Annotated in this window: 18 protein-coding genes; 1 reads left to right on the top strand and 17 read right to left on the bottom strand. The window is 45.7% G+C overall.

The window, feature by feature from the left end:
* Nucleotides 1-10 precede the first annotated feature (10 nt).
* The 11 genes from BLW39_RS02250 to BLW39_RS02300 all read right to left on the bottom strand — a co-directional run bounded on the left by BLW39_RS02250 (nt 11) and on the right by BLW39_RS02300 (nt 7,776).
* A complete protein-coding gene (locus tag BLW39_RS02250) occupies nt 11-760 on the bottom strand; it encodes a pseudouridine synthase (RefSeq protein WP_059376790.1) in 750 nt (249 codons plus the stop codon).
* Complete coding sequence (scpB, locus tag BLW39_RS02255; RefSeq protein WP_082138816.1) at nt 757-1,458, bottom strand: SMC-Scp complex subunit ScpB; 702 nt, start codon at nt 1,456-1,458, stop codon at nt 757-759. Before scpB ends, BLW39_RS02250 begins: the two co-directional genes overlap by 4 nt.
* Nucleotides 1,442-2,248, bottom strand: coding sequence for a segregation and condensation protein A (locus tag BLW39_RS02260; protein WP_322788001.1), 807 nt, complete (start codon nt 2,246-2,248; stop codon nt 1,442-1,444). The genes scpB and BLW39_RS02260 overlap by 17 nt, the downstream gene beginning before the upstream one ends.
* Nucleotides 2,184-2,561 carry a hypothetical protein gene (locus BLW39_RS02265; protein ID WP_059376800.1) on the bottom strand — a complete coding sequence of 126 codons (378 nt, stop codon included), beginning with the start codon at nt 2,559-2,561 and terminating at the stop codon, nt 2,184-2,186. The genes BLW39_RS02260 and BLW39_RS02265 overlap by 65 nt, the downstream gene beginning before the upstream one ends.
* Nucleotides 2,562-2,581: 20 nt before the next feature.
* On the bottom strand, nt 2,582-3,469 hold the full coding sequence (gene xerD, locus BLW39_RS02270) for a site-specific tyrosine recombinase XerD (protein ID WP_059376802.1): 888 nt from the start codon (nt 3,467-3,469) through the stop codon (nt 2,582-2,584).
* 3 nt (nt 3,470-3,472) lie between these two features.
* Nucleotides 3,473-4,357, bottom strand: coding sequence for a CvfB family protein (locus BLW39_RS02275; RefSeq protein WP_059376805.1), 885 nt, complete (start codon nt 4,355-4,357; stop codon nt 3,473-3,475).
* Between the two features lie 85 nt (nt 4,358-4,442).
* Nucleotides 4,443-4,889, bottom strand: coding sequence for a GatB/YqeY domain-containing protein (locus BLW39_RS02280; protein WP_059376807.1), 447 nt, complete (start codon nt 4,887-4,889; stop codon nt 4,443-4,445).
* Nucleotides 4,890-4,984: 95 nt separating this feature from the next.
* Entirely contained in the window at nt 4,985-5,173 is a 189-nt protein-coding gene (gene rpsU / locus BLW39_RS02285) for a 30S ribosomal protein S21 (RefSeq protein ID WP_047974532.1), read from the bottom strand.
* A gap of 170 nt (nt 5,174-5,343) precedes the next feature.
* Nucleotides 5,344-6,531, bottom strand: coding sequence for an MFS transporter (locus BLW39_RS02290; protein WP_059376810.1), 1,188 nt, complete (start codon nt 6,529-6,531; stop codon nt 5,344-5,346).
* Between the two features lie 66 nt (nt 6,532-6,597).
* Nucleotides 6,598-7,254, bottom strand: a complete 657-nt coding sequence (locus BLW39_RS02295; protein ID WP_059376813.1) for a DUF6198 family protein — start codon at nt 7,252-7,254, stop codon at nt 6,598-6,600.
* A 63-nt stretch (nt 7,255-7,317) separates the two neighbouring features.
* Nucleotides 7,318-7,776: a MarR family winged helix-turn-helix transcriptional regulator gene (locus tag BLW39_RS02300; RefSeq protein ID WP_409360004.1), complete on the bottom strand. Its 459-nt coding sequence runs from the start codon at nt 7,774-7,776 to the stop codon at nt 7,318-7,320.
* A 24-nt stretch (nt 7,777-7,800) separates the two neighbouring features.
* Here BLW39_RS02300 and BLW39_RS02305 point away from each other — a divergent pair, with 24 nt between their 5' ends.
* Entirely contained in the window at nt 7,801-8,259 is a 459-nt protein-coding gene (locus BLW39_RS02305; RefSeq protein WP_059376818.1) for a GNAT family N-acetyltransferase, read from the top strand.
* Nucleotides 8,260-8,313: 54 nt separating this feature from the next.
* Here BLW39_RS02305 and BLW39_RS02310 read toward each other — a convergent pair whose 3' ends face one another.
* The 6 genes from BLW39_RS02310 to BLW39_RS02335 form a co-directional block, all read right to left on the bottom strand.
* Nucleotides 8,314-9,180, bottom strand: coding sequence for a YitT family protein (locus BLW39_RS02310; protein WP_059376821.1), 867 nt, complete (start codon nt 9,178-9,180; stop codon nt 8,314-8,316).
* 235 nt (nt 9,181-9,415) lie between these two features.
* Nucleotides 9,416-11,206: an aspartate--tRNA ligase gene (gene aspS, locus BLW39_RS02315; RefSeq protein WP_059376831.1), complete on the bottom strand. Its 1,791-nt coding sequence runs from the start codon at nt 11,204-11,206 to the stop codon at nt 9,416-9,418.
* The gene (gene hisS, locus BLW39_RS02320) at nt 11,206-12,513 is read right to left on the bottom strand and encodes a histidine--tRNA ligase (protein WP_059376839.1); all 1,308 of its coding nucleotides are present in this window, start codon (nt 12,511-12,513) and stop codon (nt 11,206-11,208) included. The genes aspS and hisS overlap by 1 nt, the downstream gene beginning before the upstream one ends.
* A 346-nt stretch (nt 12,514-12,859) precedes the next feature.
* Nucleotides 12,860-15,631 (bottom strand): DUF1542 domain-containing protein, encoded by a 2,772-nt coding sequence (locus BLW39_RS02325; protein WP_143404247.1) that lies wholly within the window; start codon nt 15,629-15,631, stop codon nt 12,860-12,862.
* The gene (locus BLW39_RS02330) at nt 15,568-17,070 is read right to left on the bottom strand and encodes a hypothetical protein (protein WP_114666316.1); all 1,503 of its coding nucleotides are present in this window, start codon (nt 17,068-17,070) and stop codon (nt 15,568-15,570) included. The genes BLW39_RS02325 and BLW39_RS02330 overlap by 64 nt, the downstream gene beginning before the upstream one ends.
* Entirely contained in the window at nt 17,058-22,301 is a 5,244-nt protein-coding gene (locus BLW39_RS02335) for a DUF1542 domain-containing protein (RefSeq protein ID WP_059376855.1), read from the bottom strand. The genes BLW39_RS02330 and BLW39_RS02335 overlap by 13 nt, the downstream gene beginning before the upstream one ends.
* Nucleotides 22,302-22,313: the final 12 nt, after the last annotated feature.

Here is a 22,313-nt window from a genome sequence, read left to right on the forward strand (position 1 = left end):
GACAAATTGATTACTTGCGGCGCAAGAAGCGGTAGTCGCCGGCCTTCAAGCGCTTGACTTCATCATGCTTTAAATCACGGTACTCACCTGGCTGTAAGCCGAGCAAATCCAAGAAAGCGTAACGATCACGGCGTAACTTTTCAACTGGCAAGCCCACCTTGGCCAACATATCCTTAACCTGGTGGTTGCGGCCTTCATGAATCGTGACTGTGACAAAGGAAACCTTCTTATCCCGGTCAACCTTTTCAATGGCCACCTTAGCCGGTGCAGTTTTCTTACCCTTGATGACCACCCCACGCTTTAAGGGAGCTAGCTGTTCCAAGGTAGCTAAACCCTTCACCTTAGCGGTATAAACCTTATCAACTCGACCTTTGGGATGCATCAATTGGTTCGCTAAGTCCCCGTCATTGGTCAACAGTAAGGCTCCGGTTGTATCGTAATCCAACCGACCAACGGGGTAAACTCGGGCATCAACATCCTCAAGAATATCAACCACCGTCTTGCGATCCTTGTCGTCATGACTAGTTGTCACAACACCCCGTGGCTTATTCAGCAAATAATAGACATGCTTTTCTTGCCCGTCCAGTGGCACGCCATCAACCTTCACTTCGTCTTGCGCGGTCACCTTGGTTCCAAGCTGACTGACCACTTGGCCGTTGACTTCAACACGGCCCTCCAAGATGATGGTTTCAGCCGCACGGCGGGAGGCAATCCCGGCCTGGGCAATCACCTTTTGTAGTCGTTGACTTTCTTCCGTCATTGGTTGGACTCCTTTTGTTCTTCACTGTCCACTGTTGTCGCAGCCGCCTGATCTGCACCTTCAGCTTCGCTATCCGGCTGATTCTCTGGCACAGCGGCACTATCTGCTACCGCAATTGTATCACCCTGGTCATCAATTTGATCAAACAAAGCCACCTCGGCTTGTCCGGTTTCATCAAGGGTCAAGTCATTAATATCAGGCAATTCAGGCAATTCTTCCAAGGACTTCAACCCAAAGTAGTCCAAAAAATCAGCGGTTGTCCCATACAAAATTGGACGCCCGATTTCTTCCTTACGGCCAACAGCCTCAATCAACTGGTGCAGCAGCAATTTTTGAATGGTTCCGGCCGACCGAACACCACGAATTTGATCAATTTCAACTCGGGTAATTGGCTGTTGATAAGCAATAATCACCAAAGTTTCCAACTGTGGCTGGGTCAACTTCGTATTGACTGGGAGGTCAAAGTAGGCCGAGACCAACTTACCAAATTCCGGCTTCGTCACAATCACATAACGGTCATCAGAAGACCGCAGCGTCAATGGCGAATCAACCTCAATCAAATGGGTCGCCAACTTATCAATTAAACCTGGGATGGCTCCCTTATCAAAGCCGGTAATCTTAGCTAATTCCGCGGCAGTCAGGCCATCCTCACCCGCGACAAAGAGCAATGCTTCAATTTGACTAATCTTCTGATCCATTTTTCACCGTTTTAATTAAAATTTCTTCTGATAAATCTGCCTGCCAGAGGGTAATTTCCCCTGCTTTGGTAATTTCAAGCAAGCCCAAAAAGGTCATCACCAGGCGGTCAGCCTGAAAGACATCATCGAACAGAGACGTAAAGGGCAGCGATTGGCCAGCGGGCAACCGTTGCAATTTATGCCGAATGGTCTTAATTCCATCACCAATCGTATAAGAGTCCGACTCCACTTGCCTAGTCTTTGGTGCTAAGTCGCGTTTACGAGCTAAAACACTATCAAAGGCCAACTGGAGATCAATCAAAGTTAACCCTGGGGCCAAGGCCAGCGCCTGGTCAGCTTCCGGCTTTTCTTCTTCAATCGCTGGTCGGGCATAGGATTGCAAGCCGGATTCTTGCCGTTCGTCAAAGAAGCCGGTGGCCTGCTGAAAGCGTTGATAGACCAACAAACGAGCAATCAATTCCTCTTTGGGGTCTAACTCTTCAAAGTTATCATCCTCATCATCGGTTACCGGTGGCTTTGGCAGCAAGTCCGTTGACTTAATGTGAATCAATTTGGCCGCCATCACTAAGTACTCGGCCGCCACATCCAACTGCATGGCCTGCTGGTCATGGATAAAGCCCAAGTATTGCTTCGTGACTTCTGCAATTGGCAACTCGAAAATATCCATTTCATGCTTTTTGATCAAATGCAAAAGCAGGTCCAAGGGCCCTTCGAAATCAGTAATCTTAATTGTAAGACTTTGGTTTGGTATAATGCTTTCTCCATTTATCAATGTATGTTTGGGTCTCAAGTGTCCCCATAATCGTCATATTTGGATAAAACTCTTGCAAATCCGTCAACATTTGCGCATGGGTTGCCTTTTTTGGGGCCCCAGGTGTCAAAATTAAATGACGGACAATCAAAACTTTATCACGGTAGCGTTCAAAGCCAAGAAGGCCATTAATCGAATCCAACTGGTCTGGCTGCCAGAAAAACAGCTGAAAGTTGGGTTGCTCGTACAGGTCAAGCACCTGCTTGAGATGGCTTAAGTCCTTTAATTCCGGTACAAGGGAAAACAATCCCATGACGATTTTTTCATCATCTGGTCTGGTGGGAATTAACATGCTAACTCCTTTTCTACTGGCTAAGCGCGGGGATGGTACTGGTCATAGACCTGACTCAGGCGCTTTTTTGAAATATGAGTATAAATCTGTGTGGTAGAGATGTCGGCATGGCCAAGCAGCTCCTGGACAATCCGCAAGTCTGCCCCATTTTCTAGGATATGGGTTGCAAATGAGTGCCGCAAAGTATGCGGCGAAACGTCCTTTTGAATATCCGCTTGCTGAACTAACTTTTTGATCAACTGCCAGACTCCTTGCCGTGACAGTGAGCGGCCATGGTCGTTAACAAACAGGGTTGCCGTCCGCTGGTCTTTAACCAAAGCCGGCCGGGCTTTGGCTAAGTAACGGTCAACCCAGTCAACTGCTAGCTCGCCAATTGGAATAATCCGTTCCTTGTCACCCTTTCCCAGGGTTTGAATCAGACCCAAGTCTAGGTGAAGGTCTTCCATCTTTAAGTGGACTAACTCCGAAACCCGTAAACCGGTGGCATACATGACTTCCAGCATTGCCCGGGTCCGTAAGCCTAAGGGAGTCGAAACATCCGGTGTCTCCAAGAGGCGGTCGACTTCTGCGACTGACAAAACGGCTGGCAAATGTTCGGCCTTCTTTGGCGGCTTAATGTTTAACATTGGGTCGTGGTCAACCTGGCCTTCACGCTTCAGGTAAGCAAAGCACTTACGCAGCGAAGTCACCATTCGCGCCACCGATGTGTTGGCCCGCTGTTCTTGCCGCATTTGATTTAAAAAGGACAAAATTAACAGGTGGTCCACATCATGCCAGGTCTTTTGTTGCTGGTTTAAAAAGCGAACAAAGGCCGTCAAATCCTGTCGGTAGGCCGTCAGCGTATTTTTTGACAAGCCTCGCTCGACCTGTACGTAATTTAAATAATCTTCCATCACGTCAGGCAACATAGGCTAGTCCTTCATTCCAGCCTCAGTCAGCTGGATGCCATCATCGACTTGGATGATTAAGCGTTCCTTATAAAGCCGGCCCAAAGCGCGCTTAAATTGCGACTTTGAAAAGCCAAACTGCTTTTTAATCGCCTCGGGATCCGACTTGTCATTAAATGGCAAGAAATGATCAGCCTTGCGTTGCAATTGAATCAGCAAGAATTGCGCATCTTCATCCATTAACTTATAGGCTAATGGCTTCAAAGATAGGTTCACAATGCCACGGTCGTTGACGCCCAATACCCGGGCCGTCACTACTTCACCCAAACGTGGTTCCGCTTCCCGTTGGGATGGATGGATAAAGCCTAGGTAGTAGTCCTCGGTCAACACCAACGTTCCAACCAACTTGTTGCGGTAGACGGTGGCCTTGATCTTTTCACCCTTCTTAACCCCGGCATTAAGTCGCGCCTGACGAGAAACAGCTTGAATCACGTCTTGTTGAGCAAGCTTACCCCAGAGACGGTCCTTGTTGTCTTCCTTGATTGACAACAACAAGCGGTCCCCGGCCTTTGGCCAAAGTTCTTTCATCGTTGGCAAATCATCCAAAGAAACCACCAAGTCCTTATTGGCTAAGCCAATATTAACAAAGACACCAAGGTCACTACGTGAGTTGACCACGGTTCCCCAGGCGTACTGGTCTTTTTGCACAGCCGGGATGGTTTTGGTGATTTGAAGGCGGTGTTGCTCATTTTGATAAGCAAAACCAGTCACCATTCCACCAACCTTTAATGGCTTTTCCAATTCTTGCTTGTCGATTTCGTATGTCACGCCATCAACTTGTGCGTAAAAATACTGGTCGTTTTCATCAGTGACATCAGCTCGAATCACTTGTCCCAGACTTGTATCCATTGCGCCCATCCTTTTCTTCTAACTACTCTATGGGGCACGATTACCCCAACATCCTATGTATAAGCGGTTAGACCGCTTTTGATGCTTACTTGGCCAAAGCAGCCTTCACTTGATCAGCTACGACCTTACCATCGGCACGGCCCTTTGTTTGACCAGAAACAATGCCCATGACCTTCCCCATGTCAGCTGGGCTATTAGCCCCGGTCTTTTCGATGGCAGCAGCCACAATGTCCTTGATTTCGTCTTCAGACAATTGGGCTGGCAAGTACTTTGCCAAAACATCCAATTCAGCTTGCGTTGCTTCCGCTAAATCATCACGGTTACCCGCCTTAAATTCAGCAATTGAATCACGGCGTTGCTTGACTTCACGTGACAAAACGGCCAACTCCTCTTCTTCAGTCAAATCATGACCCAAGTTGATTTGTTCGTTCATCACCGCTGACTTGATTTGACGAACAACCGCTAAAGTTTGCTTGTCCTTAGCCTTCATGGCTTCCTTCATATCAGCCTGTACTTGTTCTAATAAGCTCATCGATTTTCTCCTTCAAATGTGGAACTATACTTATATATTAGTCTACCACGGCGGCAAATAAAAAACGCCACCAAAAGTGACGTTTTTTGGCCGAATTAACGGTTCTTCTTCTTCTTGTTGCGCTTACGTGCAGCTTCAGACTTCAACTTACGTTCAACTGAAGGCTTCACATAGAATTCACGCTTGCGGTATTCTTGGAGAGTACCGTCCTTTGAAACACCACGCTTGAAACGGCGCAATGCATCATCCAAAGATTCATTCTTACGTACAATAACCTTTGCCATGTCGATCCCCCTCCTTCCTCGCATTTTATTTCGTATGTTGTAACGATATGCATTAAAGACTTATATATTATCTCAATTCTAAAAAAGAATGTCAATCTTTTTTGCTAATTTTTTTGCTGGCAAACACGGATTATCATGCCTTTTGTAGTAAATTTGTCCAGTAACTACGATTAATTCCTTTTCCGCAGCACAATTGGCAGCGAGACCACAGTTAGCCCCAACATCAAGAGACCATAGAGGCCAATTCCGCCGTCCGTTGCAGGACCGGGTGTTAGCGTATTGAAAAGTGAAATCAATGCTGGTGCTAAGGCCGTCCCAGCGTTACAACCAACCAACAAAATCGAATTAGCAATCCCCGCCGAGCGCTTGGGCACGCGGTTAGCAATGGTATTAAACAGGTAAGTCCCAGCCAATGGGTATGAAAAGCCAATTAAAATCACGGCAATCACCAATAAATATAGTTGACTGGCACTATTCATGAGTAACGCACCTAAAGCCATCATAAACAAACCCAAGATAAAAACATAGCGGTGTATGTACTTAAAGATTACCCCAAACAAAAAGCCCATCAACATCGAAAAAATTGTATACGCCGTAATCACTACCGAAGCAACCATCGCCGAGCCCATCCGATGACTCAATACCAAATAAGGCGTGTAAACGTTCACCACCGACATTCCGACAGTTAAAATGCCACAATAAAGGGCAAACTCGATAATCGGCCAGGATAAGCGGTGCCACTGGCGGGGATGCTGAATTTGGTGTGGGGTCGGTTGATTGCGATGTGGATATTCCGGCACCACCTGCCAAAATCCCCACAAAATTAGGAACATTAGGCCATATGCCAAAAAGGAATAATGCCAAGAAAAGGTTAGTAACCAGCCCACCGTCAAATTGACGATACAAAGGCCGATTGGCTCAAAGGCAGTTCGATTACCGAGCATCTGCGCCTGATCATTTCCTTCATAAAAGAAGTCAATTAAGGTAATGGCCAGTGAATTAGTCAAACCGATGCCCACGCCAAATAATAACCGACTAGCAAAAATTAACCAAAAATCATTGATCACAGCAGGTAAGATACCAGCAACTCCCATGATTGCAAGCCCAGTCCCAATCACCTTTTTAATGCCAAACCGGTTGGCCAAACGACTAGAAAACAATAAAACAATCAGAGCAGGAATCTGCTGCACGGTAGCCACCATATTAATTAAAGTCACTGGATAATGTCCAAATGTTTTTTGCAAGGACGGTAAAATCGGCGCAATCCCCTTCCCCGTCGCAATGCTTAACGAAACGGCTAGAATCCAAAAACGATGCCAAGTTGTCTTTGAGTCCCATGCCTCTGCATACTTTGCCATGGAACACCCCCTTTAAAATGGTTCGATCAATTCCATTGTAACGCTTTTTCTTCAGTCGGTATTTTATTAGAAAGACAACGCCTGATTGCTAGTCAGCGATGGGCAAATGTGCCGGTTAAAAAAAGCAATTAGCAGGCCGTTACACAACAGTGAAAAGACAGTTCCGACCTGAACACCAATCACCTGCTGCGTTGACAGACCAACGACGGCAATGATCAAAACTGGCATTAAAAAGGCCACTAATTGGGCCCGGGCCACATTTCTTGGGAAAAACCGTAGGGTTAGGAGCACCGTCAAAGAATCGGTCGGATACATCCAGAGGTTGGCGCGTTGGTAAAAAGAGGTGCCCAAGCAAACAATGGTAATGCCGCCAATTGCTAGCAAAACCCGCAGCCAATAATTCACCGCCGCAATGTTCAATGGCAGCAAGAAATTAACGAAAAGATGAATCAGTTGACTAAAGAAGAGGACAAACAAGAACTCACCGATGACAGTCAACCACGACCAATGTTTTGCTAAGAAAACATTCACCGCTAGAATCATGATTCCAATAAGAAATAAGACGACTGCCAGTGGAATTTTTGTCACTAGCGCCAACCCAAGGGCCGCTGCCGTCCAGAGCCCGTTCCCTGCGCCCGAAACGATGGATAGTGCGTTACCAACCGCGACCAGCAGTAAACCCAAGAAAAAGAACAATAACCGCGTGAGAAATTTATTTTGCATCAGAACTCCTTTTTAAATTAAACAGTTGCATTTGCAACTCAACCTGTTAAAATAAAGCACAGCTTATGTGTGCAAAATTTTTGCTAATAATTGTTTTAATTGTTTTAGCTCGCTTGCCGATAACGCAGACAGTCGATCCTTGATGTACTTCTGTTCCAAGGCCGCTAACACCTGATAATTATCACGCGCTTTCTGTGTTGGATAAAGTTGCTTGTAATTTTTATTTTTAGCATCCGCCACTTTATCAATATAACCGCGGCGGTCCAACTTTGTTAAGGCCCGACTCAAAGTGGTCTTATCGACTTGAATCAAATCAGCTAAATCAGACTGCGTTAGCCCCTCGTGTTCAACGATGCGGATCAGATACAAGAACAAGTTATTTTCAAGCTGATACTGACTGGCTGCTTGGTTCATCTCTTTGGTTGCCCGCCTCGAAATGGAGCCCATTTGCCGGAAGATTTCTAAGTCAATCATGTAAGCCTCCCTCATCACCCAACAGTTGCATATGCAACCATTATACAGGAACAACGAAAGAAGGACAGACCAATGTGGCAAATAAAAAAAATGACCGAATTGACTGCTAACGAATTTTATCAATCCTTAAAACTGCGCATCGATACCTTTGTGGTCGAACAAAACCGAATCTACCACGAATTAGATGACAAGGACCCACAGGCCATTCATGTTTTCTTTCAAGACAATCAGACGGCCCCTGTCCTAGCCTACGCCCGCGTTTTTTGGAATAACGATCACGTTACTTTTGGCCGAGTTGTCACCAGCCCAAATGCGCGCGGCACCGGCCTCGGCCATGACTTAATGGTCCAAATTTTAGCAGTTTGCCAAGCTAATTGGCCGAATGAACCAATCGAAATCGAGTCGCAGGAACAGGTTGTCGGCTTCTATGAAAAGTTTGGTTTTCAAGCACTAGCCGAACCATTTATTTTTGAAGGGACACCACATGTAACGATGCGGCGGACCAGTTCACAATCAACACCAAACAACTAAATCGTCAGTAAAAAACCCTTAGCAATGAATGCTAAGGGCTTTTTTTATTGCTTATTAAGGTTCTGGTTCGTAGAAACGACCACCGGTGTGTTCCACCTTTGACTCCGAGTAAAAGGCATGGGGATCAACTTCCTTAATGGCATGGCGCAATTCAGGTAATTCATGTTGCGTCACAACCGTCAAGAGAATTGACCGGTCACGGCCGGTATAACCACCGTGAGCTGAATCAATAATCGTAACACCACGACGCATTTTGTTTTGAATCGTGTCCGTCATTTCTTCCGGCTTATTCGTGACAATCATTTCTTGAATTTGTTGCTGGTGGGTATAGAAAACATCAATGAAGTGGGCGGAAACGACCACCCCGATAATAGAATAAAGAGCATACTGCCAACCATAGGTCAGCCCCGCTCCAATCATAATCAAGGCGTTAAAGGCTAGGTTGACGGAGCCAACCTTCATTCGGAATTGATGTTTCAACTCCATCCCGATAATGTCTAATCCACCGGTTCCAACACCGCAGCGCAACGCCGTTCCAACGGCCATCCCGTTAATTCCGCCACCAAAGATGGCGTTAATTAAGGGGTCTGGCGTCAAAACCGTCTTGGTTGCAAAAAGTGGCACGAATGCCGCTGATAGCAAGACTGCCATCGCGGTAAAAATCGCAAAGCGCTTTGACAGTGTCAACCAAGCCAACACTAACAGCGGCATATTGACGATGGCAATCGCCCAGGCAACGTTGACCTTACCACCGGTTAAGGTGTCAATCAACTGCGCTAAACCAGTGAAACCGGAAGAATAAACGTGGCCTGGTAACCAGAAGTAGTTCAAGGCTAGTGACAACATGATGGCATAAAAGAATGCCCCACCAACCTGGTGCAAATAATAGTGATCAAGATCTCTTTTTATTTTTCGTAACATTTTGTTTTGCTAGGTCAACTAAGAATGTTTCACCAACATCCTTAATCCCTAGCCCTTTTGACCAAAGCTAAGCCTGGCCCTTGGCTTAGCGACACAAATCTGCCGCTCGATACATATATTTTAACAAGATTAGAAAATATGTGAAGAGTAATTTTGTAAAAAACAGCAATAAATTCGTTCTGATTCTAGCAAAAAAGGGCAGTAGCTCTTCGCTACCGCCCTTTTCGTTCAGTTTTTACTCTTTTTCAGCTTTTTCCTGTTCAGGAACTTCCAAGCCCAATTCATCCAATTGCGTTGCAGCAACTGGTGTAGGTGCTTCGGTCATTGGTTCAGTCGCCTTTGAGTTCTTTGGAAAGGCAATTACCTCACGGATGTTGTCTTGACCCGCCAAAAGCATCGCCAAGCGATCCAAACCAAGGGCGATTCCACCCATTGGTGGGAAGCCATATTCCATTCCCTCAAGCAGGAAGCCAAAGGCTTCTTCAGCAGATTCCTTGGTAAAGCCAAGCGCCTTCAACATTTTTTCTTGAATGTCAGTGCGGTGGATACGGATTGATCCTGAGCCCAATTCATAACCATTCAAAACCAAGTCATATGACTGGGCGTGGGCCTTGTGTGGGTCTTCCCCTTCATTCAAGTAGTGCAAGTCTTCTTCATTTGGCATCGTGAATGGGTGGTGGGCCGCAATCCAACGATCAAAGTCTTCTGAGTATTCAAACAGTGGCCAATCAACAATCCAGGCAAAACGCCATGGATTTTCTTGGTCAATCAAGTCCAAATCAGCGGCAGTTTGTCGGCGCAAATAGTCCAATGAAGCTGCCACAACGTCGGCACGGCCAGCACCGAAGAGCAACAAATCACCAGCCTTGGCACCACTAACAGCCAAGACGGCTTCAGCAGCGTCATCGGCGAAGAACTTAGCGATTGGTCCGTTCAAGCCTTCGTCAGTCACCTTCATCCAGGCCAAGCCCTTAGCACCAAAGCGTTCGATGTACTGTCCTAATTTGTCGATATCCTTACGTGAATAGTGGTCGGCCCCACCTGGCACGGCGATGGCCTTGACTACGCCACCATCCTTAACAGCATTCGCAAAGACACCAAAATCGGAATCCTTGACCGTTTCAGACAAGTCCTTAATTTCGTAAGCAATCCGCAAATCCGGCTTATCTGTACCAAAGCGGTCCATTGATTCTTGCCACGTCAAATGCGTGATGTGGTCAGTATCCAAATCATAATCAACGACGTCCTTCATGATCTGCTTGACCCAGTTATTCACCAATTCCTGGATTTCCGCTGCAGACATGAAAGAGGTTTCCAAGTCGAGCTGTGTAAATTCAGGTTGGCGGTCGCCACGCAAGTCTTCATCACGGAAGCAGCGTGCGATTTGGAAGTAGCGGTCAAAGCCAGCGCCCATCAACAATTGCTTAAAGAGCTGTGGTGATTGAGGCAAAGCATAAAAAGAACCAGGATAAACGCGTGATGGTACCAAATAATCACGGGCTCCTTCAGGCGTTGATTTTGCCAAATAAGGCGTTTCAATGTTGATAAAGTCATTGTTGTCCATAAAGTTTGTGGCAGAAGCCATAATCTTTGAACGAACGCGCAAGTTCTTTTGCATTTCTGGACGGCGCAGGTCCAAATAACGGTACTGTAGCTTTAATTCTTCACCAGCGTTGACACCGTCTTCAATATCAAAGACTGGCGTCTTCGCTTCGGCCAAAACTTCAGCCTTCGTTACTTTAACTTCGATACCACCCGACTTAATCTTCTTGTTTTCTTGACCTTCAGCTCGGGCAACGACTTCCCCTTCGATGGCGACAACGTATTCATTACGAACAGTCTGAGCCACATCAAGGGCAGCCTGGTTAGCAGCGGAAAATGTCAATTGAACGATACCTTCGCGGTCACGAAGGTCAATGAAAACTAAATCACCAAAGTTACGACGCTTTTGCACCCAACCAGCCAAAGTAACTGTCTGGCCAATGTACTGTTCATCAACTAAACCTGCATAAGTTGTTCGTTTCATTACTTTTCCTCCTCTGCTACCAAAGTGGCCACAACATCAGCCACATCAGTGGCGACCTGTGCCAAATCCAAATCAGCTTGATGACCGGTTTGCATGTCCTTAACTTGGACCTTGTTGGTCTGAACTTCTTCATCACCCAACGTAATGACAAAGCGTGCGTCACGACGGTTGGCTGTCTTAAACTGTGACTTAACAGAACGACCGGTGAAGTCCAAATCAGCCGAATAGCCCAAATCACGCAAAGCGGTAGCTAATTCTAAGGTCTTTGCCTGGGTTTCGTCACCAATGTGAACCAGGTAAAAGTCCAGACCAGCCGGCTTCATTTCAGCTTGTCCCTGTGCTTGTAGCAGTGAAATCAGTCGTTCCACACCCAAGCCAAAACCAATACCAGGTGTTTCGGGTCCGCCAAATTCTTCGACCAAGCCAGAATAACGACCACCACCAGCAATTGTAGCAGCACCCTTCAAGTTTGGATCAGTCGTCATCACTTCAAAAATTGTATCGTTATAATAATCCAAACCACGAACCATGGTTTGATCAATTTCGTAATCAATCCCAAGGTCATCTAAGAAGGTTTTGACCGCTTCAAAGTGAGCCTTTGATTCATCTGACAGGTAATCAAAAATCGTTGGCGCATCGGCCACAATCTTTTGATCATTTTCATCCTTTGAATCTAAGATTCGCAAAGGATTCTTTTCCAAACGAGTTTGTGAATCCTTCGATAATTCAGCAGCGTGTGGCTGCAAATAGGCTACCAAGGCGTCCCGGTAGGCCTGACGTGACCCTTGATCACCCAAAGTGTTCAAGGCGACCTTCAAATCCTTCAAACCTAATGCTGCCAAGAATTTGACTACCATCGTAATCACTTCAGCATCAAGGCTTGGTTCCGTTGAGCCAAAGGCTTCAACACCAATTTGGTGGAATTGACGGAAACGACCTGCTTGTGGCCGTTCGTAACGGAACATTGGGCCCATGTAAAATGTCTTATAAGGGCTTTCATGTTCTGGGCCAAAGAGCTTATTTTCAACATAGGCCCGGACCACGCCGGCTGTCCCTTCAGGACGCAAAGCCATGTGGCGGTCACCCTTATCATTGAAATCATACATTTCCTTGGTTACGACGTCAGAAGTGTCCCCCGCTGAACGGGCGTAAACATCAAAGGCTTCAAACATTGGTGTCCGAATTTCACCATAACCATAGCGTGAAAAGATTTCGCGTGCCTGTTGTTCAATTCGTTGCCATTCGCGAACATTTTCTTCAAATAAATCGGCAGTTCCCTTTGGTCGTTGAAAATTTGCTTTTCCCATATTTTTACCCGACGCTGCTGCGTCGCCTCCATTATCAAAGTCGTCAATGATTAGTAATAAAAAACGCCCCTAACAGCCTTGCCATATCGGCAAAGTTGTTAAGGGCGCTTTCGAGCACGGTACCACCTTAGTTTCGTGTTGCAACAACACGCTTTTATCCATAACGCGGATAAACGGCTGGGTTAACAGCAACCTTCCAGGTGTCTTCTGGTAAAACTCTTGTCTGACTTGCACCAACCGTCAGATCGCTAACTGTCCAAGTTTTACCTTCTCCTGCTCATCGGCTAATCTATCCTTTAGTTTAGCAGGTTTTAACTGCCTGTCAAGGATAGACAGCCCGATTATTTTACTTATCATTTCGGCGAGCACGCCGATCGGCAAATAATCCAAGCAAGCCAACCGTTAGGAAGGCCACAAGTGCTGGATTATATTGGTGACGATCAACACGACTAGTCGTTGGCAAGATTGCCTTTTGACCAACAGTTGCAGCTGGAGTTGATGAAGCTGCAGTAGTTGGCAATTCAGGAAGAACCTGATTCGTAGCAGTTTGCAAAACTTGATCAATCTTTGCCTTATTAGCAGCCAAGGTCTGAGCAGCTTCTTGTGCAGCTTGTGCCGCAGCAATGGCCCGCTGACCTTGAGCAACAATGGCATCGATTTCTTGTTCGGCTTGGGCTGCTTGTTCAGGAGTAAGGTTGGTCAAATGAGCAATCTTATCCTTAGCAGCCTGTGCATAGCCATTCAACTGATTTTCAGCATCTGCCTTGGTGTTATTCAAAATATCGTTGACAACATCCTTTTGAATGGCGGCCATGCCATCATTCAAAGCTTGCTTAATTGCAGCGGCAGTGGTTGCCTGATTAATTTGATTCTTCGCATTAGCGGCATCCTGATCAATCTGAGCCTTAGCGGCAGCCTTGTGGCCGTCATTCAAAGCTGGCAAACCATCAATCGTTGACTTAGCTGCATTACCAGCACCATCAATCGTTGACTGAGCATCACTCTTCGACTTAGCAATAAACTGGTCACTTTGCTGTTGTGCGCTGGCCTTAACGGCATCGACAGCAGCTTCACCATTTTGCAAAGCCGTTGCGACACCATTTTGACTAGTAGCTGCATCAATTTGACCTTGACCGGCTGTGACAGCTGCATCAATTGCTTGGTCAGCCTGACGAACTTGGTCAGGTGTCAAATCTGCTATCTTAGCGATGGCAGCCTTAACGGTTTGACCGTAACTGACAAGCTGTGCATCCGCTGCTTCTTGAGCAGACTTCAACTGAGCAGCGGCCGTATCATTAATCATCGTTTGCAAAGCCTTATCACGATCATTGTTGATATCATTGGCGTTCGTGTCAGCTGCGATCTTTTGACAAGCAGCCTGAGCCGCTGCATCAATGGCAGCTTCACGGGCAGCCTTATCACTTAATGGATTCAGACCGTCAATAGCAGCCTTCGCCTGCTGAACCTGTGTATCGATTGCAGTATTAGCAGCCGCCCGTTCACGAGCAACCGTATTACTACTATCGGTAGTAGAAGCAGCTTGCACAGCATCCACGGCAGCTTTACCATTTTGCAAAGCCGTTGCGACACCGTTTTGATCAGTAGCTGTATCGATACTGTTTTGACCAGCTGCAACAGCTGCATCAATTGCTTTATTAGCTTGGTCAATTTGATCTGGTGTCAAATCTGGCAACTTAGCAATCGCGTCCTTAGCAGTCTGTCCATGACTCAACAAACTAGCATCGGCAGCTTCCTTTGCTGACTTCAACTGAGCGTTCGTCACATCAGTGGCAATCGTTGCTTGACCATCGGTTTGCGCCTTAGTAATCGCTGTCTTATTTGTTGCGTTCATAATCGCCGTTTTAGCGGCGGCTGCATCATCATCAATCTGTTGCTCACGAGCAGCACGGTCACTCAATGGTGACAAACTATCAAGATTTGCCTTTGCCTGCTGAGCAGCAGTATCAATGACGGCATCTGCAGCTGTTTTTTCATCCAAAACCGTTTGCTGGCTCTGGCCTTGCGCAGTTGTACTTGTATCATTGATTGCCTTTTCAGCAGCGGCCAACGTGCTTTGCACATCAGCCAAGCTTTGAGTTTGATTAATCTTAGCCGTCCAAGTCTTAACAGCGTCATCAATCGTTGCATTTGCTTGATTAATTTGATCTGGGCTCAAATCAGGCAAGCCAGCAATTGTTTGTTCGACTTGTTGAGCATAAGCCGCAAGTCGTGCAACGGCATCCTTTTGCGCATCGGCAAGCTGTGAATTCAAAACATCCTGATTGATATTATTGATTCCAGCCTGCTTTGCCTGCGTAATCTGATCCGTATCCGTCGAACTGCTGATATTCGTCTGAGTAGCTTGTGAATCTTGATCAACTAAGGCTTCCTTAGCCCGCTTCTCATCATCTGACAAAGTAGGCAAATTACTAATAGCTGTCTTAGCCTTTTCTGCTGCGGCAATAATGGCGTTCTCGGCATCTTGCTTAGCGTCAGCAACCACTTGGTTACTCTGACTCTGGGCTGTGGCCGAAATACCATCAATGACCTTTTCCTCATTGGTCAAGGCAGCCTTCACATCAGCAACATTGTTAGCAGCTGAGATGGCTTGATTACCAGCCTGAACAGCGGCTTCGATATTAGTCTTCGCCGTCTTTCCGTCATCTGCTGGCAAATCCGGCAAGTTCGTAATAGCGGTTTCTGCATTATCAGCATAGGCCCGCAAACGAGCCGTAGCATCGTCTTGCGCACTCTTAACCTGAGCAGCTGCAATCTCACCATTAATCATATTAAGGGCATCCGTCTGTTCTTGAGTGACCGCAGCCGGAGCAGTTTCCTGATTAATCTTTTGCTTGGCACTAGCAACATCCTGTGTCAACTTAGCTTCACGCGCTGCCTTATCTGACAATGGTGTCAAACCATCAATGGTTGCTTGAGCCTTTTGAGCTGCAGCATCGATGGCAGAGTTAGCGGCATCCTTGGCCGTTTGAATAGCAGTATCACTACTATTTTGGTAACGGACTTGCACAGCATCAACCGCTGCCTTACCAGCAGTCAAGGCGTTATCCGCATCGGTGATGCTCGTTGTTGCATCGATGTTGTTCTTACCTGTTGACACAGCCGTGTCAATATCGCTTTGCGCTTGCTTAATTGCGCTTGGCTCAAACCGGGCATCGCTGCGATGGCATCCTTGGCATTCTGACCATAAGCCGTTAAGGCGTTATCATCTTTTTCTTGCTCGGACTTCAACTGAGCAGCGGCGGTGTCATTCGTAATCGCCGTCGTTCCTGCAGTCTGGGCGGCCGTGAAACCAGTTTGATTGGTTGCACTATCCAAAGCATTATAGGCATTTTGAACATCCGTATTGATTTGATTTAGACGATCAGCCTTATCACTCAATGGATTCAGACTCGTAATCGTCGTTCGAGCTGTAGTTGCAGCAGCATCAATGGCAGCTTGTGCCGTTGATCGTTCTTGGTCCACAATCGTTTGGCTATTGGCCTGAGCAGAAAGGCTCACTAAGTTAATGGCTGATCCACCACTGTAAAGTGCTTTCTGCATATCAGCCAAGTTCCTTGTATTGGAAATATTTCCTGACCAAATCGAAACTAAATTATCGATACCGCTATAGGCATTCGTATAGCTAGTGCCTGGCAAATCGGGCAATTGGCTAATCGTTTGCTTTGCTTGATTTGCATAAGCCTGCAAGCGCTTCTTGGCTTCAGTCTGCAAACTGTCAATTTCAGCCAAAAGAATATCCTGGTTAATTGCCTGCGTACCAGCTTGCTGTGCTTGAGTAACACCAGCCAAACTCGTAGCCGCAGCAATACTTACCTTAGCATTTCCGGCATCAGCTTCCAACTGCTTTTGTTGAGCAGCTTGGTCAGTCGTTGAAAGTGATAAATTATTCAACTTTTGTTCAGCAGCAGCTAAGGCAGCATCGATGGCTGCTGCTGCATTTGACTGAGCTTGTGCCAATGTTTGCTGGCTTTGATTTTGAGCGGTCGTCATCGCTGTATCAATGACCTGCTCGGCAGCAGTCAAAGCATTCGCCATGTCTGCATGTTCTGTAGCGCCCTGAATATTGGTATCACCATTGGTGATGGCACTTTCAATAGCAGTCTTAGCGGTTGTCAAATTATCAGCTGACAAACCTGGCAATGCAGCAATTGCATTTTCAGCATTTGTTGCATAATTTTGCAACCGGCTGATTGCATCTTCTTGACTACTCTTTTGCTGAGCGTTAGCCGCATCAGCGTTCAACGCCGAAATTGCGCTTCCCTGTGCTGCAGTCACATCAGCTGTTGAACTCGTGCCTGCCAAAGCAGTTTGTGCATTAGCAATATTAGTATCAACTTGATTTAATCGTGTCTGACGGTCACTCAATGGACTCAAATTATTAATAGTTGTCTTAACGGCTGTCGCAACCGCATTAATTGCTGCTTGAGCAGCTGTTCGAGCCGAAATCAAAGCGGCATTACTCTGGTTAATGGCAATAACACCCGCACGGTTAACCGCGAACTCGGCCACAACCAAAGCACGGGTTACCCCTGCCAAATCCGTGGCAGCATTAATGTTGGTCGTTCCATTTGTGACAGCAGTGTAATCGAGTTTGTTGCTTGATTTGACTGAGTATTCGTCAAATTTGGTAACTTCTTCAAGGAAGCTCGACCACCTTGGGCATAGGCTTGCAATTGGTTAACGCTGTCTTCCTTGGCATTTTGCAAGGTAGCAGCAGCCTGTTGGTTACTAATGGCCGTCAAACCGTTCGTTTGATCAGTCGTGATTGCTGTCAGCGTCTTGTCAGCTTGAATATTATTCTTAGCTACAGTTGCAGCTGCATCAACCTGTCCTTTAAAGGTTGCTTTTTCAGTAGCTAATAATGGCTGCATATTGTCAATAGCTGTCTTAGCTGCGGTTGCAGCCTTATCAATGGCGTTGGCAGCATTCGTCTGAGCGGTCGACACCGCACTATTACTTTGACTTTGTGCATTTGCTGTCACGGCATCGACATTGTCTTCAGCAGTTGAAAGAGCACTATTAACATCAGTGGCACTTTGACTACCATTAATTGCCGTTTGACCATTGTTAACAGCGTTGGCAATTGCTGTATTTGCCTGGTCAATTTGATCCTTTGTCAAACCTGGCATTGCTGCAATTTGATTTTTAGCAGTTTGGCCATGGCTAAGCAATTTAGCATCTGCATCTTCACGACCATTTTGCAAAGTTGCATTGGCTTGAATCGTATTAATATTTCCGTTTGTAGCGTCTCGATCACTAGTAACAGCATCTACTGTTGTTTCACTATTGATTTTATCGGTTGCGGCTTTAACAGCATCAGTAATCTGCTGTTGATAAGCAGCAATCTCTGTTGACTTTAATGGTTGCAACTGTCCAATGGTAGTATTAACAGTTTGTTCAGTCTTCGTAATTGAAGCAATCGCACCTTCTTTTGCGCTCTCGAGAGTAGCGGCATTTTGCGTAGCTGTAATTGCTTGCAAACCAGCATTCTGATCAGTTGCAATATCAGCCGTGTTCTTATCAGCATTAATTTTAGCAATTGCTGCATCCCCATCGCTCTTGATTTGAGCAAGACGGGTTGCCTGGTCACTCAATGGACTCAAGCCCTGTACAGCAGTTTGTGCAGCAGTTACAGACTGGTTAATTGCAGTTAAAGCCTTTTGTCTAGCAGTATTGACCGTATAATCACTGTTTCCTTGAGCAGTTTTCGTCACACTATCAATCGCTGCTTTGGCATTTGCTAATGCTGTTGCCGCATCAGCAACCTGCTGAGCAGCAGTGATATTACTTTGTCCTTGCTTCAAAGCAGTACTAATACCAGTATTGGCTTGGCTAGTTTGGTCAGGCGTCAAATCTGGTAAAGAAGCAATTTTATTCGTAGCACCTTGGGCATAGTCCGTCAAAACCGTACCATCACCATCACGGGCAATGACTAATTCACCGTTTTGCTCTTCTGATTGAGCCATGCTTGGTGTGGTTGTTGCATCAACTTTTGCCTTCGAACTATCACGGTCACTATTAACCTTATCGATAGCTGCTTGTTGTCCATTGCCTAAATTATTTAGGCCGGCAATAATATTTGTCTGTTGCAAAGCTGCATCATCCAACGCCGCATCACTGGCCAACTGTGCTTCACGAGTTTGACCCGCAACTTGGGCACTCGTAATATTGTTTGTATTTGTAGCCGCATTAATAGCACTTTTAGCGGCAGACTGTGCGTTTTGCACATTTGTCACAGCAGTTTTCTTGGCGGCACTATCCAATGTATTGAGTGCATTAATTTTGTTAATAGCAGCCAACGCATCGTTGTCGATTGTTGAATCCGCAACCGTTTGGCTAATTGCGATTTGACCGTTAATTTGTTCAGTAGCAACTTGAGCCGTATTTTGGGCCGCATCAATCTTGCTGTCAGCTGCTTGAACCTGTTGGTCAATCACACCTTCAGCAGCGCTCTTGTCCGCTGCTAGTAATGTGGAAAGGGCTTCAATCTTAGCCTTAGCATCGGATGCAAATTGAGCCAAAGCATTCTTCGCATTTGTCCGAGTCTGCACCAGGCTTTGGTTTTGATAACCATTTTTAACGTTGTTAACGTCACCCTCACTTGACTTAAGAGCTGCAATCACATCATCAATTAAGCTTTTAGTACTAATGTTATTTTGCCCATTAGAAACGACCGTATTAATATCGGTTGCCGCTTGAGCGAGTTCATCCTTTGATAAGCCGGGCATCTGGTTAATCTGCTGTAAAGCAGCCTGACCATAGTCTTCCAACTCGGCCTTTGACCCATCTTGGGTCAATGTCAGGTTGGCTGCATTAACCTTAGTCTGCAAGTCAGCAGCCGTAGCAGCATTTGCCAAATCCGCCTTCGCATTTGCCTGATCAGTTGCAATCTTCTGCAGTGCAGTTTTCTGATCAGCAGGAGACATATTGCTCATCCCCTGAACTTGAGTCGTTTGAGCATTGGCATCATTATCAATTGTTGAGCTAGCAGCATCACGTTGAATGGCCAACACACCAGTACTTTGTGCATTAGTAATGGCATCCTTTGATGTCGCCTGCTGAATTTGTGTTAAAGCAGCCTGTTGGTCTTTCTGAACATTAGCGATAGCAGTACCCTGATCAGCTGTTGACAGATTTGACAATGTCTTAATCTGGGCAATCGCAGCATTCGCAGCATTGTTAATGGCCGTATTTGCTGCATCACGTTCACCGTCCAGTGACTTATAAACATAAACCACTTGGTCTGTACCATTAGCCAATGTAAAGCTGGCACCGGCAGCCATTTGCTGACCGTTAACCAATACATAGTCTAATTCGTAATTATCAACAGATGGTGCCATTGGAATCGTAACCGTCTGGCCAGTAACACCGTTGATTGTTGTTGGTGAACTTGGCGTTAATGTTTGGCCACCATCAGTTTGATAAGTTGGTGTTACTTGCTGGCTATTTCCTTCAATGTACAACTGGACAATTGGATTGTTGGTACCAACTGTTGTTGTCGTTGGCTGCGTTGCAGTCGTTGAGAAATGGTAACCTGCGGGAACACCATTTTGTGTATAGTAACTGTTTGTCCAGTCAATTACATTGCCGTAATTAGCTGTCACTGGTGCTGTTGTACCAGCATTAGCGGCAGCAAAGGTCTTACCAGTATTCTTATCAACATACTGATAAGTAACACTTTCAGGCCGACCATAAACATAGACAGTGTAAGTATTGCTTTGACCATTAATTGGAACAACGGCAAGGTTTGCTTGTCCATTACTTGCACCAGCAGGAAGCTGATTACCCAATGCCCAGATATAGTTTGAGGGCATATTCTTGTTAATAATGTCGTCACTGGTTAACGCAATATATTCACCAATGTAGGCATCTGAAGGCAAGGTAACCAAGACCGGACTACCGACATTGTTACCGTACTGGTCCTTGTACTGGACGTAAACCTGACCAACACCAATTGACTGTGTTTGCATTTCACGAATGTAACCATTTGATAAGTCAGATGGGTTCGTAACGGTCGTGCCATCGGCTCGTGTCAGTGTAGTGGTTCCATTCGACCCCATACCATATGAGCCAGTTATAGTGTACTTGGCGAAGGATTCTTGACCATTACCGTTAGGATTATTGGTAGAGTTATCCGTTCCGGTCCAAACTTTCATCGTCCCATTCGTGATTGTAATTGGGCCAACGCCATACAAGAAGTTCGTTGTTGGGTTACCCGGTGTTCCATCAGGATTCAAACGAGCAAAGTGAATCGATTTTGGCGAAATAATGTTAACGGTTGACGAACCTTCAAGCCAAAAAATCGCATCTGATGCATGGTTCGTTTGAATATTAATTTGAGCCCCAGCGTTGAAAACCATTGACTGGCTTCCATTCATGCGAATCAACGTGATTGATGCCGTCGCATCAGTTGAGGCAATATTTAAATTAAAGTTTTGACCAAAAACAAATTGACCAGTAGAGGAACCATAGATACTCCAAAAGAAGCCACGGAAACCTTTTTGCGTCCAGGAAACATTGTCACCGGCCGTAATGCTACTCAAATAACTACCTTCATAAATTAAGCAAACGTTATTCCCGCTACCACTATAGTTGCTATAGTGTTCCATATCCAAAGTAGCACCATCACCAATTGTGATGGAATTGCCATAACCTGTGTTACCAGCACTCGAACTGAACATCCAAAAAGCAGCGTTTCCAAAGTCATTCTTGGTCCGTTGTAACGTAAAATTCGAGTTGTTCGCAAATTGAATATTTGAGGCACCACGAGCAATTTCATTCGTGTTGTTAATGACATTGGTACCAGAAAAAACAATCGCTGAATTAACGCCAGTATAAATAAACTTAGCGGGATCATAGCCTGTTTTCTGGCTAGCACTAAGGGTTACATTATTAACATTAATCGTCAAATGTGACCCATCATCTGTATACAAAAACGCCTCGGCGATACTATTATTCGTATTACTATCGCTATAACCATTTTCTAGGTGAATATTAGTCAACGTCAAGGTAGCATTTTGACTGCTATTACCCAGCGTTCCCATTTTAAGTTGGTCACCAGCCAAATCCAATGTATAACCGTTACCATTGATAATCACGCTACCGGTTGAACTAGGACGATTTAATAGACCACTACTGTTAGGATTCGTAGTGTCGTTCGTGATGTTTTGTGTCAAGTTAATGTAATCAACCGTTGGATCGTTCCAAGCCTGCACAAACTGCGAATAGGTTGATACATCAACAGGATGTGTCTTATACTTGTCTGGGTTTTGGACTTGGTCCGGTACATTAACCGTCACTGATGTCTTCGAATTACTACTTGGTACGTTTGTATTCACAACACCTGAACGGTCTGTATCAGAATTAGCGGGTACCGTTGTTGATGAAGACGTACTTGTTGCAGTTGATGTACTATTTGTCGTGCTAGTTGAGTTAGAATTACTCGTTGACTGACTATCATTTTGGGCAGCACCAGCCCCTAGGCCAGCAGCATTCACTGAACCTGAGTTAGCAGTTGATAGGCTGGATTGCGTTGATGCGCTTGATTGGCTATCCGTATTTGATTGACTTTGACTGTTAGATGCTGCTTGACTTTGTGTAGTTGATTCAACAACAGCTTGATTTAAAGCAGCATGAGCCACGTTTTGAGTCGTTGCGGCAAAAGCGCCGATACTAAAAACAGCCAATGACGCAAAGATCCACTGCTTTCCAGACTTATACATCTTGTAGTGTTCTTTATAATTTGTCATAATTTGCTTAGTACGCATAGTTAGTTTGCC

This window comes from Fructobacillus pseudoficulneus (genome assembly GCF_900108455.1).
In the GTDB taxonomy this organism is placed as follows: Bacteria; Bacillota; Bacilli; order Lactobacillales; family Lactobacillaceae; genus Fructobacillus; species Fructobacillus pseudoficulneus.

Excerpts from the sequence above, each read along its gene's own strand:
- BLW39_RS02310 (WP_059376821.1), bottom strand. The coding sequence starts at position 9,180 with ATGTTACGAAAAATAAAAAGAGATCTTGATCACTATTATTTGCACCAG.
- BLW39_RS02335 (WP_059376855.1), bottom strand. The coding sequence starts at position 22,301 with ATGCGTACTAAGCAAATTATGACAAATTATAAAGAACACTACAAGATG.
- BLW39_RS02265 (WP_059376800.1), bottom strand. The coding sequence starts at position 2,561 with ATGTTAATTCCCACCAGACCAGATGATGAAAAAATCGTCATGGGATTG.
- BLW39_RS02250 (WP_059376790.1), bottom strand. The coding sequence starts at position 760 with ATGACGGAAGAAAGTCAACGACTACAAAAGGTGATTGCCCAGGCCGGG.
- hisS (WP_059376839.1), bottom strand. The coding sequence starts at position 12,513 with ATGGGAAAAGCAAATTTTCAACGACCAAAGGGAACTGCCGATTTATTT.
- xerD (WP_059376802.1), bottom strand. The coding sequence starts at position 3,469 with ATGTTGCCTGACGTGATGGAAGATTATTTAAATTACGTACAGGTCGAG.
- BLW39_RS02305 (WP_059376818.1), top strand. The coding sequence starts at position 7,801 with ATGTGGCAAATAAAAAAAATGACCGAATTGACTGCTAACGAATTTTAT.
- BLW39_RS02275 (WP_059376805.1), bottom strand. The coding sequence starts at position 4,357 with ATGGATACAAGTCTGGGACAAGTGATTCGAGCTGATGTCACTGATGAA.
- BLW39_RS02295 (WP_059376813.1), bottom strand. The coding sequence starts at position 7,254 with ATGCAAAATAAATTTCTCACGCGGTTATTGTTCTTTTTCTTGGGTTTA.
- scpB (WP_082138816.1), bottom strand. The coding sequence starts at position 1,458 with ATGGATCAGAAGATTAGTCAAATTGAAGCATTGCTCTTTGTCGCGGGT.
- aspS (WP_059376831.1), bottom strand. The coding sequence starts at position 11,206 with ATGAAACGAACAACTTATGCAGGTTTAGTTGATGAACAGTACATTGGC.
- BLW39_RS02290 (WP_059376810.1), bottom strand. The coding sequence starts at position 6,531 with ATGGCAAAGTATGCAGAGGCATGGGACTCAAAGACAACTTGGCATCGT.
- BLW39_RS02280 (WP_059376807.1), bottom strand. The coding sequence starts at position 4,889 with ATGAGCTTATTAGAACAAGTACAGGCTGATATGAAGGAAGCCATGAAG.
- rpsU (WP_047974532.1), bottom strand. The coding sequence starts at position 5,173 with ATGGCAAAGGTTATTGTACGTAAGAATGAATCTTTGGATGATGCATTG.